Origin of the sequence: Leeuwenhoekiella sp. CH_XMU1409-2 (assembly GCF_037029365.1) — a bacterium.
Taxonomy (GTDB): domain Bacteria; phylum Bacteroidota; class Bacteroidia; order Flavobacteriales; family Flavobacteriaceae; genus Leeuwenhoekiella; species Leeuwenhoekiella blandensis.
This window is the reverse complement of sequence record NZ_JAYMEI010000002.1, coordinates 325,877-341,902: the sequence shown is the minus strand read 5'-3', so window position 1 is coordinate 341,902 and position 16,026 is coordinate 325,877. Positions and strand designations below refer to the sequence as shown.

Sequence of the window (16,026 nt, the reverse complement as noted above, 5' to 3'; positions counted from 1 at the left end):
TACGTTTATTCTAGGACTGCAAAAAACATAAAAGGTTTAATGTAAAAACCCACATTTTTTAAAAAATGTGGGTTTTTACAATCAATTATTGAATCCTTATCCTATTTCTTACGGAAGTACACTGCGATAGGCACACCTTCAAAATCAAATTCCTCACGTAATTTATTTTCTACAAAACGTCTGTACGGGTCTTTTACATACTGCGGCAAATTGCAGAAGAATGCAAATTGCGGATGCGGCGTAGGCAGCTGCATACAGTATTTTATTTTGATGTATTTCCCTTTAGTCGCCGGTGGCGGAGTTGCTTCAATTATAGGCAACATATAATCATTGAGCACACTGGTTTTGATGCGTGTACTTCTACTCTCATAAACTTTTACCGCAGTCTCGATCGCTTTATAAACACGCTGTTTTGTCAATGCTGAAATAAACACAATAGGCACATCGGTAAAAGGTTCAATCTGCGCACGTATATGTTTCTCAAACTCACGTATTGTTTTGTTTTCCTTTTCAACCAAATCCCATTTATTGATGAGAATCACAATACCCTTGCGGTTACGTTCTGCCAACCAAAAAATATTTTGCACCTGCCCGTCAAAACCTCGTGTAGCATCTACCACCAATAAGCAAACATCACAATGCTCAATGGCACGTACCGAGCGCATCACCGAATAGAACTCAAGATCTTCTTTTACTTTTGATTTACGACGAATTCCTGCAGTATCTACCAGATTGAATTCAAAACCAAAACGATTGTATTTGGTATCAATGGCATCGCGTGTAGTTCCTGCGATATCGGTTACGATATAACGATCTTCACCTATTAACGCATTGATAAACGAAGACTTCCCGGCATTAGGTCTACCTACCACCGCAAAGCGCGGCAACACAGATTCTTCTTCTTCAACTTTCTCCGGTAACACTTCTACAACTGCATCGAGTAAATCACCGGTACCACTACCGCTTATACTCGCAATCGTATAATATTCTCCTAATCCCAGATTGTAAAACTCAACAGCATCATCTTGACGCATCGCGTTATCAACCTTGTTTACGACGAGGAATACAGGCTTTGACTGGCGTCTTAATAACGTGGCTACATCCTCATCCATCCCGGTAACGCCGGCTTCTACATCTACCATAAAAATAATGGCATCTGCTTCATCGATCGCAAGCTCTACTTGCTTATCGATCTGTTCTTCAAAAATGTCATCACTTCCACGTACATAACCTCCGGTATCAATTACCGAAAACTCCTTACCATTCCAATCGGTTTTTCCGTAGTGACGGTCACGAGTAACACCGCTTACCGAATCAACAATAGCTTCCCTACGTTGAATCAAGCGATTAAAAAAAGTGGATTTTCCCACATTAGGTCTCCCTACAATAGCTACAATACTCATAAATCTTACTTTGTGCTTAAACCCAAAACGGGTTTTGAAAACGCTTTTGTTTCCTATTGAACCACCTTAATCCTTTTTAGGTAAGGTAGTTTTTGCGCTGCAAAATTACGATAATTAACGGCACAGAAATTAATATGCAATATTTTAGCTAATATTCAATAAATCAATACCATAAACACATTTAAGAGCTACAAACTGTAAATTTTACACAAAATCTGTTAAGGATGCTGTTAATATGACGCTGCTCAAATCTGCATCCCGTTATCTTGCGTATATATTGTTAAACAATCTAGTTTATGTATTTACTTATGAAACGCATCGGCATACTTATAATATTAGCCATCACCCTACACAGCTGCAATTTACTTTCTGCTGCCGGAATCACCAGTGGCGGCCAGCCTACGAAACAAGCTCCCGACAAACTCACCTCTTCCACGGCTAATTCAGTTGAAAATGTAGACCACAGCACCTGGGACGCATTGCTTAAAAAACACGTGGATGCAAATGGAATGGTAGATTATAAAGGTTTTGAAAAAGACCGAAGTAAACTGAACAATTATTTAGAACAGCTTTCTTCTTATGAACCTTCAAAGGAATGGTCTGTACAGGAACTTTTGGCTTACTACATCAATCTTTACAATGCCTATACAGTAGATTTGATTTTGAACAATTATCCCGTAGAAAGTATCAAAGACATCAATGGTGCGTGGACCAAAAGCATTGTACCCGTAGGAAATAAAACCCTTTCTTTAGGCGGAATTGAAAACGGCGTTTTACGTAAAATGAATGAACCTCGCATTCATTTTGCCATCAATTGCGCTTCAATGTCTTGTCCAAAATTATTGGATGAAGCTTATACTGCAGGAAAGATCAATGAACAATTAGATCGTGCTACAGAGGAGTTTATCAACTCTGATAAAAACGAAATTTCAAAAAACAGCGCAAAGCTTTCTTCGATTTTTGACTGGTATAAAAAGGATTTCATCAGTGATAAAACACCAACGATTATTGACTATGTAAATCAATACAGCACAACAAAGATCAACTCAGGCACAAATGTCTCTTACAAGAATTACGACTGGAAGTTGAACGAACAATAATTCTAATTGTTATTATAATTAATTGAATTCCATTAGATTTGAAAATCCCCTTCAATCTAAAACCTGCCAGAACATTTTTGAATGATAAGTATCATTATTCCGGTTCTTAATGAATCTGCTCATTTACCCTGTCTTTTAACGCACCTTAAAAACAACGTGGGACGCGTGCTTGCCGTAGAGATAATCGTGGTTGATGGTGGAAGCACAGACGATACCATTACAATAACAAAAAAGTTTGCTAAAGCTAACCGAATTGCATTACAAATCATCTCTTCGCAACGTGGTCGCGCTAAACAGATGAATGCTGGAGCAGAAGTTGCACAAGGTGATATTCTGTATTTTTTACATGCAGATTCTTTTCCTCCAAAGCATTTTGATGTGTTGATTGAAAAAGAAGTGGCAAATGGCAATCCGGCAGGCTGTTTTAAAATGCAATTTGACAGCAAACACTGGTGGTTGAAACTGGCGAGTTGGTTCACCAAATTCAGTTGGAGGGCTTGTCGTGGTGGTGATCAAAGTCAGTTTATCACGCGCCAACTCTTTGATGAGATTGGCGGTTTCGATGAAAGCTACATCATTTATGAAGATAACATTTTAATCAATGAATTGTATGCGCGCAACAGTTTTGTCGTGATTCAACATCCTATTAAATCTTCGGCGCGAATGTATGAGAAGTATGGGGTTTGGTATGTGCAGTATCACTTTTGGGCAATCTACGTTAAAAAGTGGTTTGGCGCTTCTGCCGAGGAATTACTCGCGTACTACTGTAAACATCTTAAAAAGTAGCGTTATTACTCTTGAAGCTAATTTATTTTCTTCAGTTGTAAAATTTGATACTTTCTTAACAGCATAAGCGTTTCGGTAAGTGTAATTTCAGTAGAAACAAAAAATCTACACCAATGAACATTTTTGAAGCCATTCGTAAAGACCACGATAAGCAACGCGAACTTTGCCGACTTGTCACTTCTACTTCGGGAGAATCTAAGGGTCGAAAACAAATGTGGGAAGACCTAAAAAAAGAATTGAAGGTACACGCAGATGCTGAAGAACGCACGTTTTATTCACCACTCATCCATAACGACATGATGCAAGAGCACGCCAGACACGGTATTGCAGAGCATCACGAAATGGACGAACTCATCGAGAAAATTGATGAAACAGATCTTGATTCTCCTGCTTGGTTGGTCTATGCGAAACAACTTTGTGAAAAAGTAGAACACCATCTGGAAGATGAGGAACACAGCTTTTTTCAACTAGCCGGAAAGGTTTTTACCGAAAAGCAAAAAACAGATATCGCTGAAGAATATCTCAAAGAAATGAAAAAGAACCGGTAAACTATCCCGAATAATCACCTATAACCTCAACAAAAGTTCCGTCAGGATCTCGTAAAAGTACAAGGTAAACGTGATCATCAAGTTTTAAAGGCGTTGCAGCTTGAGGTTGCACGCCTTCTTTTTTTGCACGCGCCATAATAGGATCTAGCGAATGTACTTGCAAGGTTAAATACTGCAACCCAAACTGTTCTTGCACCGCATCGTAAACCGCCGCCGCTTCTTGCTTCAATACTTCAGTAAAGGATACGATTTTAAGCTGTGAAGATTCCGGAGTATCTAAAAAGCTCAAAAGCGCTACTTTAAAAGATTTTCCCTTGGAGAGCCCAAGATTTTTGGCAAAGACTGAATCGATCACAAAACCTCCTGCTTCTTGCATCCCCAAAATATCCCTGTAAAAATGCAAGGCTTTTGCCTCATCACTCACCACAATAGCTGCTGTTAATGCATTCTTCTTAAAATTGGTTTGCGCATTTAAAACCAAGCCGGTCGTCAAAAGAAAAAAGCATAGAAAGAAAAATTTCCGCATAAAAAAAGAGTTTTATAAATGTACTTATAAAACTCTTTCTAAATATATTGTTTTCTTAGCCTCTGCTATTCACATAAAATGCGTGTATCACACCCGGCAGCCAACCTAATATGGTTAAGATGACATTGATGACAAAATCTTTGCCAATGCCTTTGGCCATCGCCACTCCAAGTGGTGGTAAAAGGATAGAAATTAAAATTGTAAGAATAGACATAATGGTTCTTTTTAGTTAGTAACCCAAAACTAAAAAGTAGGCTCAACAACAGCTCTTAAACTCTTACCAATTGGCAAGAGTTTGACACTTTGAATCAATCAGTTAACAGAATTTTGATACCATTTTTTTAAAACTTCCTCAGCTTGCTTTCCCTGCGGCGTAAATCTATTATTCTCTTGTTGAATGGCCCGATCGTGATTATGAAACCACTTCCAGGCAAAGCCACCGGCAAACCATGGTTCGTCCCAAAAGCTTTTGAATAAAGCTTCATACAATTGCGCTTGAGCTTCACTATTCATTTTACCTTCGTAGCGATCGCTCGCCCAAGGTTCTTTACCTGCATAGTCTGCACTTCGGTAGCCGAATTCGGTAAAAAGAACAGGCTTGCTGTATTGTTTTGAAAGTGATGCTAATAATTTTTTATGTGGTTTCCAACCTGCAAGAGCATCTTCAATAGTTGGCGTTTGCGCTTCAGAAACCGGAAAATACGCATCAGCGCCAATAAAATCCAGATCCTCCCAAATAGCTACCCGATCTACTTTATCCCAATTTTCGGCATATGTGATCTTCCCTGTGTAGGTAGCTCGTACTTTTTTGATCAATTGCTTCCAGAAGTCTGGCCGCTGATCTACAAAATTGAAAAGCTCGGTCCCAATGCATAGCAGATCTGCATGGGTTTCTTCAGCAAGTTGCGCATACAGGAGTATAAATTCTTCATAACTGTTTTCAAAAAGAACCCAATCGGCTTCAGAATCCATTTCCATATCACCGGTAAAAACGCCACGCCAAATCCAGATATGAGGTTTCAGCATCACTTTTATCTCATTCTCATGCAGCAGCTCAATATATTGCTTTACGCCTTCATAACGCTCCCCAAACCATTGCCGTTCTGAATTAAAATGTAATTCAGGATGGTTTTTATCACGCACAAAACCAAAGGGCATAATCGCAGCATAATCTGCATTGACCTCCAGCAATGGGATAATATGTTTTTTCTGAAGTGTGTCGCGCGACGCCACAAAACTCACCCCATTGATTTTTTCTGAAACCACCGTGGTCGCCGAGCAGCCCAGCAGGCAACAACCTAAAATAAGTAACGCAATACTATGCACATAGTTCTTCATCGCTTTAAAAATAATAGAAAAAACAGATAGCTTCCCGATTTTCTTTCGTCTAAAATTGCAGTTAAAAAGCAATTGAGAGCCTTCTAAGTTGTTATCTTGTACAAATAACCTAGTTATTTATGGAGCATGTGGTCATTGTGGGTAATGGGATCGCCGGGATAACCGCGGCACGACACATTCGCAAAAATTCTAATAAAAAAATCACGATCATTTCTGCGGAAAGCGAACATTTTTTTTCGCGTACGGCCTTGATGTATGTGTATATGGGACATATGCGCTTCAAAGATTTAAAACCTTATGAAGATCATTTTTGGTCTAAAAACCGAATAGATCTCAAGCAGGCTTATGTCGAAAAAGTAGACACAGAAAATAAAACGCTGCTATTCGCTGAAGATGAAACGATGATTTACGATACGCTGATCCTTGCAACCGGATCAGTTCCTGCAACTTACGACTGGAAAGGTCTGGAGCTCAAAGGTGTTCAAGGTTTGGTCTCTAAACAAGATCTTGAGTTACTCGAGAAAAATGCGCCAAATAATGAAGTTTGTCCAAAAGCGATTATTGTAGGCGGTGGACTAATAGGCGTTGAACTCGCCGAAATGCTGCACACGCGCAAGATAGAAGTTACGATGCTTGTGCGGGAAAAAGGCTTTTGGTCTAGTGTCTTACCCGACCCCGATGCGCAACTGATTTCTGAGCATATAAAAAGTCATCATATCAATGTGCTTCACGAAGAAGAATTAGATAAAATTCTTGGCGATGAACAAGGTAACGTAAAAGGTATACGCACAAAATCAGGAAAAGAAATTCAATGCAATCTAGTAGGGATCACAACCGGTGTTAAACCTAAGATCGACTTTTTAGAAGGTAGCGGCATAGCAACCGACAAAGGAATCTTGGTAAACCGTTTACTTCAAACCAATATTAAGAATGTTTATGCCATTGGCGATTGTGCACAGCAACACGAAGCGATAGGTTTACGCAAACCGGTTGAGGCGGTTTGGTACACCGGCCGGATGATGGGCGAGACAGTCGCGCAAACCATATGCGGAAATCCTTTTGAATACAATCCCGGAAATTGGTTTAACAGCGCAAAATTTTTTGATATTGAATATCAAACCTACGGTTGGGTATTTAGTGGTAAAAATAAAAAAACCTATGAAGCGCATTTTCATTGGAAGCATCCTGACAATACTAAATGTATTACGATAGCATACCACAAGGAAAACAGGGAGTTTTTAGGGATTAATACCTTTGGCATTAGATTGCGACATGAGGTTTTAGATCATTGGCTCAACACGCACCAATCGGTTGACGCTGTAGTCCAAAATCTTGATCAAGCCAATTTTGATCCTGAGTTCTACCGATCTTATTTTCCTGAAATCAAAGCCGCTTTTAGCACTTCTAAACAATTTAAAAATCATGAGTAGAGTACAACGCGATATGGCTTTAACAGGTCAACCACCGGCAGCGCTAAACGTCATTCAAAAATTAGGCACGGCTCTTGGCGTGGGCGGATTGCTCATTCTCGTCCTAGCTGTTTTCAATCTGCAACTACCTAGCAAGACTCTGTGGCTTTCAATTGCTTTGAGTGCCCTATTTGGCGGAATTGTCTTATTCTCCTACGGTGCTTATTCTGATAAGCAAGCAGGAATAAAAAATGACGGCGTCTGGTTTAAATCGGTTTCAAGTCGGGGTTTTCTCGCCTGGATTGCCGGACTCGCACTAACCGGATTTTACATTGTGCTTTATTTTAAGGCTGAACTTTTAGGCTTAAATACCGAAGGGAAAAACTTCGGACTCATTGCTTTATTTGATCCGCTAAGTAAATTATTAAGTGGAAATCCGGCCAGCCAATGGTTTGTTTATGGTACCCTCTACACGATTGCTATTTTAGGTTTTGGTATTAAGTTTTTATGGAAATACCGCCACAACCGCTACGAACGCTTACGAACTATAAGTGTGATGTTTTTCCAAACTGCCTTTGCGTTTTTAATCCCGGAGTTTATGGCGCGACTGAATAGTGATGATTTTAGTTTGCCGTACTATGACCTTAAAAATATCTGGCCACTCAATTACTATAATTTTGAACAGTATCGCGTGGATAGCTTCATCTCTTCGGGCACTATTGGTCTGGCGCTTCTAATTTTTGGTATTGCTTCAATTTTTATCATTACACCAATATTGACTTACAAATATGGTAAACGCTGGTACTGCAGTTGGGTGTGTGGTTGTGGCGGACTTGCAGAAACTGCCGGTGACTCCTTCAGACATTTAAGTGATAAAAGTGAATTTGCGTGGAAAGTAGAACGCTGGGTCGTACACAGTGTTTTGGTTTTTGTGGTGGTTATGACCACTGCCGTTGTCGCTACGTATCTTGGCTACGACGCTGAAAAATACTGGTTAACCAAAGATGTCTTTCTCATCGCGGTCGCTGTTTTTCTAACGGTACTCTTCGGTTTGATCTGGCTTTTTAAAAAGGAAGAATTAAAACAAGACGCGCGTTACGGTGCAATAGGTTATTTGGTCATTGTTTTAGCCTTGATAGGAATTCATTTTTCCAGCGGAAGCACGCTATTCTTAATTCCGGCAGAAAGCCTGCGCACAACTTATGGTTTTTTAATCGGTAGTATTTTTAGCGGGGTTATTGGCACCGGCTTCTACCCTATTTTTGGTAACCGGGTGTGGTGCCGCTTTGGTTGCCCAATGGCTGCAATTTTAGGACTTCAGCAGCGCTTATTTTCAAAATTCAGGATCACTACAAATGGTGGTCAATGCATTTCATGCGGAAATTGCTCGAGCTATTGTGAGATGGGAATCGATGTACGCGCCTATGCCCAAAAAGGTGAAAACATTGTACGTGCGAGCTGTGTAGGTTGCGGAATTTGCTCAGCAGTTTGCCCGCGTGGTGTTTTAAAATTAGAAAATGCTTCTACCGAAAAACGCATCAACAGCCGCGAAGTACTTCTGGGCAATGATGTTGATTTAATGGACTATCTAAATCAAAACTAAATTTTATAATGTATCTTAAACAACTAAACTTTTTCACACTATGATACTCGGAATGATAGGTCCTTGGCAAATACTTTTGATTTTAATTTTTGGCATCTTTGGCTTAATACTTCCCATTATCGCTTTGATCGATATTGTGCGCCACGAGTTTTCGGGAAACAATAAAATCGTTTGGGTGCTTATTGTCATATTCTTCAATTTCCTAGGATCTATACTTTACTTCATTGTCGGGCGCAATCAGCGAATTAAGTAAACCACCTCAAGACAATACCATCAGGTATTCGTTAAAACAAATTTTCAATCTCGAGGCAAGCCTTGGAATACAAAACCCTTTGGCGACGCCAATAAAGAAGGCGGAAACTCGCGCTCCCGCCTTCAAAACAAATCATATAACAAACAAACAATCTTTAATATTTTAGTATTAAGGCTAATCAATACAACATGAAATGGTTTCTTCAGATCGTTAGATTTGCATATAAATCGATCTAAGTGTTAATTATCTATACTTACGAGATTTAAACTTAAAAGGTTTTGAATCAAAATGTTAAATTTTTAAAAATCCCGCAAACCGTGAATCCTTAAGAGATTTAATATCGTAAGTGTGTCCCCAAAAAACCGACCTAACAATCAAACCATTTGAAAGTTGCATTTTTGCGCGTTTAAACACCTCTTTTGTTCATGACCCTAATTAAGGTAATTATACCCGCATTTAATGAGGAAGATTCTATTGGTCTGGTCGTGCGTGACATTCCGCGGCACGTAAATGAGATCATTGTTGTAAGCAACAACTCAACAGACCAAACCGAAACGCGTGCTGTCGAAGCCGGAGCTACAATTTTAAGGGAAGACAGACCCGGTTATGGCTATGCGTGTTTAAAAGGAATGCGGTATGTTGCTGCACAAGAGCAAAAACCAGACATTATAGTTTTTCTAGACGGAGATTATAGCGATTATCCTGAACAACTCGACGAACTCATCACTCCCATAATTGAAAAGGATATCGATCTTGTTATTGGGGCACGCGTAAAACGCTTTCGCGAAAGCGGAAGTATGACCTTCCCACAACGTTTTGGCAACTGGCTCGCGACTACTTTAATGCGCTGGTTTTTTAATGCGCGATTTACAGATCTAGGGCCGTTTAGAGCAATTAAGTATGATAAGCTACTTGCTTTACAAATGGAAGACAAAACCTACGGCTGGACGGTAGAAATGCAGCTTAAAGCCTTAAAACAAAAACTTTCGTATATAGAAATACCGGTAAAATACCGCAACCGCATAGGCGTCTCTAAAGTTTCAGGAACGGTCAAAGGTGCTATATTTGCCGGTGTGAAAATTCTAGTCTGGATTTTTAAGTACAGTTTTAAGTAATGCAAACCGCAATTGTCATCATTTATACGCTCGCGCTAACAGTGATCTTTCTTTATAGCCTGGCACAACTCAACCTGCTTTTAAATTATTTAAAAGCGAAAAAAAAGAAAGATGATGCACCGGTTTTTGACTTTTCAAAAGCGGAAGAAATTCCATTTGTGACCATTCAACTGCCTTTGTATAATGAACTGTATGTCGTAGAACGCTTGCTAGAAAACATCAGCAAATTGGACTATCCGAAGGACAAATTGGAGATTCAGGTTTTAGACGATTCTACCGATGAAAGCCTGCAAACCACACGAAACACCATTGAAGCTTTACAGGCAGCAGGAATCCCCATCCAACACATCACGCGCAGCAATAGAAAAGGCTTTAAAGCCGGAGCTTTAAAAGAGGGGCTTGCAATTGCTAAAGGTGAATTTATCGCGATTTTTGATTCAGACTTTGTACCGAATTCTGACTGGTTACAAAAGACGGTCCCATATTTTAAAGATGAAAAAATAGGTGTGGTACAAACACGCTGGGCGCACCTCAACCGAGATTATTCGTTGCTTACCAAAATTCAGGCTTTTGCTTTAGACTTTCACTTTGTGTTGGAACAAGTAGGGCGCAACTTTGGGCATCATTTTATCAACTTTAACGGTACCGCGGGGATCTGGAGAAAAACATGTATTCTGGATGCCGGCAACTGGCAAGGCGACACGTTAACCGAAGATCTTGATCTCAGTTATCGCGCACAATTAAAAAAATGGGATTTCAAATATCTGGAAGATGTTGAAACTCCGGCAGAATTACCGGTTGCGATAAGTGCCGCACGCTCGCAACAATTTAGATGGAATAAAGGCGCAGCAGAGAATTTTCAGAAGCTTTATGGGAAATTGCTAAAAGATCCCACGGTAAGTTTTAAGACTAAATTTCATAGCTTTTTTCATTTGCTCAACAGCAGTATGTTTCTTTTAGTATTGCTTGTAGCCGTTTTGAGCGTTCCTATTTTATACATCAAAAATAACAACCCCGCCTACAGTTGGTATTTTAACGTGATCGCCGGATTTGCAATAAGTACAGTCATTTTTTTTGGTTGCTATTGGGTTACGTACAAGCGTATTCACGGCGGCGGAATCAAGAATTTCTTCAAGTACATTGGGATGTTTTTCACGTTCTTTTCGGTGGCAATGGGTTTTAGTGTACACAACTCTCTCGCTGTTTTAGAAGGCCATTTTGGTAAAAAATCAGAATTTATACGTACGCCAAAGTTCAACATCAGTTCCTTGAGCAACCAGTGGAAATCAAACATCTACTTAAAAAAGCGTTTGTCAAAAAATATGATCTTAGAGAGCTTGCTCTTTCTTTATTTTGGCTTCGCGATTTATAGCGCATTTCTTGTAAACGACTTCGGACTTATTCTTTTTCACCTGATGCTTTTTGCAGGATTCGGATTTGTCGCTTTTAAGTCGATCTTTAGTCGAATCTAATTGAGATTTTAAAGCCAAATAGTTTCTGTATTTTTAGGATTTCAACTACTTCTTAATGCTTGAAACATTAAAAGCTTATAAAATTCAGCTCGCAATGGCGGTAACGCTTTTGGGGTTTTACGCAGCCTTTGCCTATGACCTGGAGCGACACGATTTTACGCGACTCATCAGCCTTTATGCCGGCGCCTTTTTTTTGAGCTATAAACTCATCCCTCTTTTAAAATTCAATTTTAAGATCTTGCTCTTTCTAGGGATTGTTGCGCGACTTGTATTCCTTATGGCAATTCCGAATCTCTCTCAAGATTATTTCAGGTTTTTGTGGGATGGAAGATTACTTGCAGAAGGACTCAACCCTTATCTAAATACACCAGATCAATGGCAAGCTTTAGGGCAGCTGCCCATCACTCAAGCTCAGGAATTATTAGATGGAATGGGCGCTTTAAGCCGGAAACACTTTTCAAATTATCCACCTGTAAATCAGTTTTTCTTTTGGCTTTCGGGTATTTTAAGCGGAAACTCGATTCTAGGAGGAGTGATCGTTTTACGCCTATCCTGTTTCGCCGCAGATATAGGCATTCTATGGATCGGAAGGAAATTACTCAAACAGCTCAACCTACCCGCACATCAAATCTTCTGGTATTTTTTAAATCCGTTTATCATCATCGAGCTTACCGGCAATCTGCACTTTGAAGGTGTAATGTTATTCTTCTTGATGGCTTCTCTCTATCTTTTATTCAGAGGAAACTGGTTCTGGTCGGCGCTCTTGATGGGGCTTTCCATTTCTGTAAAATTATTGCCGTTGCTGATGCTTCCGTTATTCTTTCAGTATTTGGCAGCAGCACATTCAAAAACTGAAGAAAACTCAAAACCTTTTAAGTATCTCACTGAAAAACCGCTGCAATCGCTCTGGAAATTAGTGCGCTATTATGCTGTTGTAATCGCAGTTTTTATATTCAGCTTTGCACCGTTTTTTACGGAAGAATTAGTCGCACATTTCTCTCAAACCATCGGACTTTGGTTTCAAAAATTTGAATTCAATGCCAGTGTATATTACATCATTCGATGGATCGGCTTTCAAGTGAAAGGATACAACATTATTGCAACTGCCGGGAAAATACTACCAGTTGTGGTCATCTTCGGTTTACTGCTCCTCGCTTTATTCAGAAAAAGCAATAGCAAGCAACAATTGATGAGCACACTACTTTTAGGAACTTCCTTATACTTCCTATGCTCCACTACTGTTCATCCTTGGTATGTTGCGACTCCATTAGTGCTTTCTGTTTTCACGCGTTACCGTTTCGCACTGGTTTGGAGCTTTATCGTTTTCCTAAGTTATTCAGCCTATAAAATCGATCAGGTTGACGAAAACCCATGGTTGATCGCTGCGGAATATCTGATAGTTCTAGGATTTTTTACTTGGGAGTTATCCCGTAAGAAAACACAGGAAATTCAGGTTTAATTTTTGGCTTCAACGAGATACAAACAGCCTATTCTTCGCGTTTTGTAATTACGATCTGCCTTGGTGGTAATGTTTCCGTCGTAGCAGCGCATTAATTCTAAGTTATACGTATTTAATAACTCCGTAATTTCTGCTTCGCGCTCTTGTTCTACAATTAAATAAAAACGATCATTTTCTGGTAATTTCAACCCCTCGCGGTCTCTTAAAACCGGCACCCGCTGCCCAAGATCCCAAATAAGTTCTGGGGAAGAATTTTCAAATAAATACAGCGGAAGTTCTTCTTCTAGAAGTGTTGCTACCTTTGGCGCTAGCTTGGCGTAATCCTCATTAGTATAACTCGCACGAACTAACGGAAACCCTAAAGTAACTACGGCACACGTGAAAATGATCACCAGGAAAAAGACACGCTCTATCTTTCGCTTTGCCAAAAACCGAAACATTAAAAACCCGATGATTAACGTCGCCAGACTCAAAAGAACATACCAGATCCATAAACCTTTGAGGTTGTCCTGCAGCAAAAAAAAGCCGGCTACCGGGACTAAAATAGCGACTGTAGCGATGATTCCGAAATTGAAAAAAACGGGAAACGTTTCTCGTTTATCTTTTAATACTGAAAAACGACGCACCAGATATTCGATATAAAAACTGGTATTTAAAGCTAACGGAATAAGCACCGGCAATAGATATCTTGATTTTTTTTCAGGGATACAGGATAAAAGCACCACAGCCGCAAAAGTCCAGATTAGACTGAAACGATAGGCTTTAAGATTAGCAACCCGGGTTTTTAAATACGGATACAGCAGACTCACAAATGCCGGAATGGTCCAAATTCCGCTTTGTGTAAAAAAGCTCCAGTAATAGTAAAAAGGTCTGGTATTGCGGTTTGCCCAGGCGGTAGTTTCTTTATCGGCTATTGCCGCAGCCGTATCGGCATCACCAAAATAAATGGCTAGTGCCCACCACGAACTCAAACCTAGTGTGATCAAGAGCAATAGTATAAATGGAGCAATTCGGGTTTTGTAGGTGCATAATTTAAACACCCAGATATACGCGATCAAAAAAGGAATCAATAGTGCAAAATGACTTACAGGACCTTTACTCATAAACGAAAGTCCGATAAACAACCCGGCTAGTGCAGCGTTGCCATATTTTTGGTCAGTACTGCTGAAAAATCGAAAAAGGAAATAAATCCCTCCTAGCATAAACGCGTGAGCAAAAATATCCCAGGTTCCGTTTCTTCCCGCGAAGAGGATGTAAAAAGAAGTGGCAAGAATCAAACTTGCATAAAAACTTTGCTTTGCACTTAGCTGTAAACGCTTCCGCGAAAGCGAGAAACTAAAGAGCACTAAAACTGTGCTGATAATTGCTGAAGGTAAACGTAAGGCCCATAACTTGGTGATTCCAAAAACACCCGCAGAAATTGCAGCCAACCACGTGGGCAAAGGCGGCTTTTCATAGCGCGCTTCGCCGTTCATTGTGGTCAACACCCAATTGTTATGTTCTAGCATTTCACGCGCGGTATTGAAATTACGCGCTTCCATAATATTGGCATACAAGACATCAAGATGCGGAAAAAACAGCAGCAAGCACGCCGCTATTAAAAGATAAGGATAGTATTTTTCTGAAATTTTCATTCTTTATCGATACCTATAGAAAGACGCATATTTCTAAAGTAAATAAAAACGCCCATAAGATGTCCTACAAATAAAACGGGATCTTTTCTGAGTATTGCGTAGGTAAGAATAAGTAAACCGCCAATGAAACTGAGCAGCCAAAACCCGAGTGGTAAACTTGATTTTTTCTTTCGTTCAGAATAGATCCATTGATAAATAAAACGTAGTGTAAAAATCACTTGAGCGATGCTACCTAAAAGCAATAGCCACAGCGGAATATCTTCATTTTTAAAAAGTTTATCTACATCGTAATCTCCGTTATTATACCCATAAATCACCAGCAAAACCGGAAAAATAAGCAAAAACCAGCGTAGGGCTTTGGGAGATTTGGTCCATTGTCCTTGCAATTGCAAGTTGCGTATGTACAGAAAATAGGTGATCGACTGCCCCAACATAATGGCAAAATCTTCTCGTAAATACCCATAAACGAAAAGTAAAAAAGAAGCACCCAAACTCAACCACCAGAACGTTGAAGGCGTTAATACCCGCTTTTGTTTTTCACTTAAAAACCACTGAATGACCAGTCTGCCCGAAAACATTAACTGAGCAACAAAACCAATGATATATATCCAGAACGGACTATCCATCAGATCGTTTTGCTACGTCGTAGTTGATGTATTTTTTCTTCATCCAGAGATAAGCAAAGCAATCCATCAAAGGACCTAAGAGACGGTTCCAAAGACCAAACTTTGCTGTACCCGCTATACGTGGAAAATGTCGTATAGGCACCTGTATAGTTTTCCCGTTTTGCAACATAATCATCGCAGGTAAAAAGCGGTGCAATCCTCTAAACATAGGAATACGCTTTGCATAATCTGTCTTAATAATCTTTAACGGACAGCCGGTATCGTCCATCCCGTCATGCGTAAATGCACGCCGAATATTGTTAGCAATAGTACTGGACATATTTTTCACAAAAGAATCCTTTCGGTCTGCGCGATGCCCGGTAACCAAGTCATATTCTTCAGCATATTTTATAAGAATATTAAAATCTTCGGGAGTCGTCTGCAAGTCACTATCAATGTAGCCTACAAGTGGTGTGGTGGTGTAATCAAAGCCTGCTTTTATCGCAGCGCTCAACCCACAATTTTGAGCAAAAGATATGAACTGAAATCCTTCACTACGCGCACAAATTTCTTCGATGAGTTCTTGACTTCGGTCTTTAGATCCATCATTCACAAACAATACCTGCGTAGGTACGGCTGCGATTTCAAAATAATCCTTGAAAACTTTTTCTACTCGAAGCAAGTTATCTTGCTCATTGTAAACAGGAACGACTACTGTAAGACGGTATGACATACTAACAAATAAGGCTGCGAAAATAAGCAATTGTTCTAAAGG

16 protein-coding genes are annotated in these 16,026 nt (G+C 39.8%); 9 read left to right on the top strand and 7 right to left on the bottom strand.

Annotated features, from left to right (window positions below):
- Positions 1-101 precede the first annotated feature (101 nt).
- Complete coding sequence (der, locus tag WA338_RS03235; RefSeq protein ID WP_009779013.1) at positions 102-1,403, bottom strand: ribosome biogenesis GTPase Der; 1,302 nt, start codon at positions 1,401-1,403, stop codon at positions 102-104.
- A 296-nt stretch (positions 1,404-1,699) separates the two neighbouring features.
- On the opposite strand from der, the gene WA338_RS03230 reads away from it, so the two are divergent.
- The 3 genes from WA338_RS03230 to WA338_RS03220 all read left to right on the top strand — a co-directional run bounded on the left by WA338_RS03230 (position 1,700) and on the right by WA338_RS03220 (position 3,837).
- On the top strand, positions 1,700-2,503 hold the full coding sequence (locus WA338_RS03230) for a DUF547 domain-containing protein (RefSeq protein ID WP_009779012.1): 804 nt from the start codon (positions 1,700-1,702) through the stop codon (positions 2,501-2,503).
- A gap of 81 nt (positions 2,504-2,584) precedes the next feature.
- Entirely contained in the window at positions 2,585-3,289 is a 705-nt protein-coding gene (locus WA338_RS03225; protein ID WP_009779011.1) for a TIGR04283 family arsenosugar biosynthesis glycosyltransferase, read from the top strand.
- A gap of 113 nt (positions 3,290-3,402) precedes the next feature.
- On the top strand, positions 3,403-3,837 hold the full coding sequence (locus WA338_RS03220; RefSeq protein WP_009779010.1) for a hemerythrin domain-containing protein: 435 nt from the start codon (positions 3,403-3,405) through the stop codon (positions 3,835-3,837).
- 1 nt (position 3,838) lies between these two features.
- On the opposite strand, the gene WA338_RS03215 is transcribed toward WA338_RS03220, so the two are convergent.
- The 3 genes from WA338_RS03215 to WA338_RS03205 all read right to left on the bottom strand — a co-directional run bounded on the left by WA338_RS03215 (position 3,839) and on the right by WA338_RS03205 (position 5,701).
- Positions 3,839-4,363, bottom strand: a complete 525-nt coding sequence (locus WA338_RS03215) for a VOC family protein (RefSeq protein ID WP_009779009.1) — start codon at positions 4,361-4,363, stop codon at positions 3,839-3,841.
- A 55-nt stretch (positions 4,364-4,418) separates the two neighbouring features.
- Positions 4,419-4,577 (bottom strand): YqaE/Pmp3 family membrane protein, encoded by a 159-nt coding sequence (locus tag WA338_RS03210; protein WP_009779008.1) that lies wholly within the window; start codon positions 4,575-4,577, stop codon positions 4,419-4,421.
- 98 nt (positions 4,578-4,675) lie between these two features.
- Entirely contained in the window at positions 4,676-5,701 is a 1,026-nt protein-coding gene (locus WA338_RS03205) for a glycoside hydrolase family 113 (protein ID WP_273016809.1), read from the bottom strand.
- Between the two features lie 119 nt (positions 5,702-5,820).
- Between WA338_RS03205 and WA338_RS03200 the strand changes: the two genes are divergently transcribed.
- The 6 genes from WA338_RS03200 to WA338_RS03175 all read left to right on the top strand — a co-directional run bounded on the left by WA338_RS03200 (position 5,821) and on the right by WA338_RS03175 (position 13,012).
- The gene (locus WA338_RS03200) at positions 5,821-7,131 is read left to right on the top strand and encodes an NAD(P)/FAD-dependent oxidoreductase (RefSeq protein ID WP_273016810.1); all 1,311 of its coding nucleotides are present in this window, start codon (positions 5,821-5,823) and stop codon (positions 7,129-7,131) included.
- Entirely contained in the window at positions 7,124-8,713 is a 1,590-nt protein-coding gene (locus tag WA338_RS03195) for a 4Fe-4S binding protein (protein WP_009779005.1), read from the top strand. The genes WA338_RS03200 and WA338_RS03195 overlap by 8 nt, the downstream gene beginning before the upstream one ends.
- Positions 8,714-8,753: 40 nt before the next feature.
- Positions 8,754-8,966, top strand: a complete 213-nt coding sequence (locus WA338_RS03190; RefSeq protein ID WP_009779004.1) for a PLDc N-terminal domain-containing protein — start codon at positions 8,754-8,756, stop codon at positions 8,964-8,966.
- A gap of 425 nt (positions 8,967-9,391) precedes the next feature.
- On the top strand, positions 9,392-10,081 hold the full coding sequence (locus WA338_RS03185) for a glycosyltransferase family 2 protein (RefSeq protein ID WP_009779003.1): 690 nt from the start codon (positions 9,392-9,394) through the stop codon (positions 10,079-10,081).
- Positions 10,081-11,553 carry a cellulose synthase family protein gene (locus WA338_RS03180; RefSeq protein ID WP_272984491.1) on the top strand — a complete coding sequence of 491 codons (1,473 nt, stop codon included), beginning with the start codon at positions 10,081-10,083 and terminating at the stop codon, positions 11,551-11,553. Before WA338_RS03185 ends, WA338_RS03180 begins: the two co-directional genes overlap by 1 nt.
- Before the next feature lie 55 nt (positions 11,554-11,608).
- The gene (locus WA338_RS03175) at positions 11,609-13,012 is read left to right on the top strand and encodes a glycosyltransferase 87 family protein (RefSeq protein WP_009779001.1); all 1,404 of its coding nucleotides are present in this window, start codon (positions 11,609-11,611) and stop codon (positions 13,010-13,012) included.
- On the opposite strand, the gene WA338_RS03170 is transcribed toward WA338_RS03175, so the two are convergent.
- Genes WA338_RS03170 through WA338_RS03160 form a run of 3 tightly spaced genes read right to left on the bottom strand, consistent with a single transcriptional unit; the run spans position 13,009 to position 15,984 of the window.
- The gene (locus tag WA338_RS03170) at positions 13,009-14,646 is read right to left on the bottom strand and encodes an ArnT family glycosyltransferase (RefSeq protein WP_272984492.1); all 1,638 of its coding nucleotides are present in this window, start codon (positions 14,644-14,646) and stop codon (positions 13,009-13,011) included. The genes WA338_RS03175 and WA338_RS03170 overlap by 4 nt on opposite strands.
- Complete coding sequence (locus WA338_RS03165; RefSeq protein WP_009778999.1) at positions 14,643-15,272, bottom strand: lipid-A-disaccharide synthase N-terminal domain-containing protein; 630 nt, start codon at positions 15,270-15,272, stop codon at positions 14,643-14,645. Before WA338_RS03165 ends, WA338_RS03170 begins: the two co-directional genes overlap by 4 nt.
- Positions 15,265-15,984: a glycosyltransferase gene (locus WA338_RS03160; protein WP_009778998.1), complete on the bottom strand. Its 720-nt coding sequence runs from the start codon at positions 15,982-15,984 to the stop codon at positions 15,265-15,267. Before WA338_RS03160 ends, WA338_RS03165 begins: the two co-directional genes overlap by 8 nt.
- Positions 15,985-16,026 lie beyond the last annotated feature (42 nt).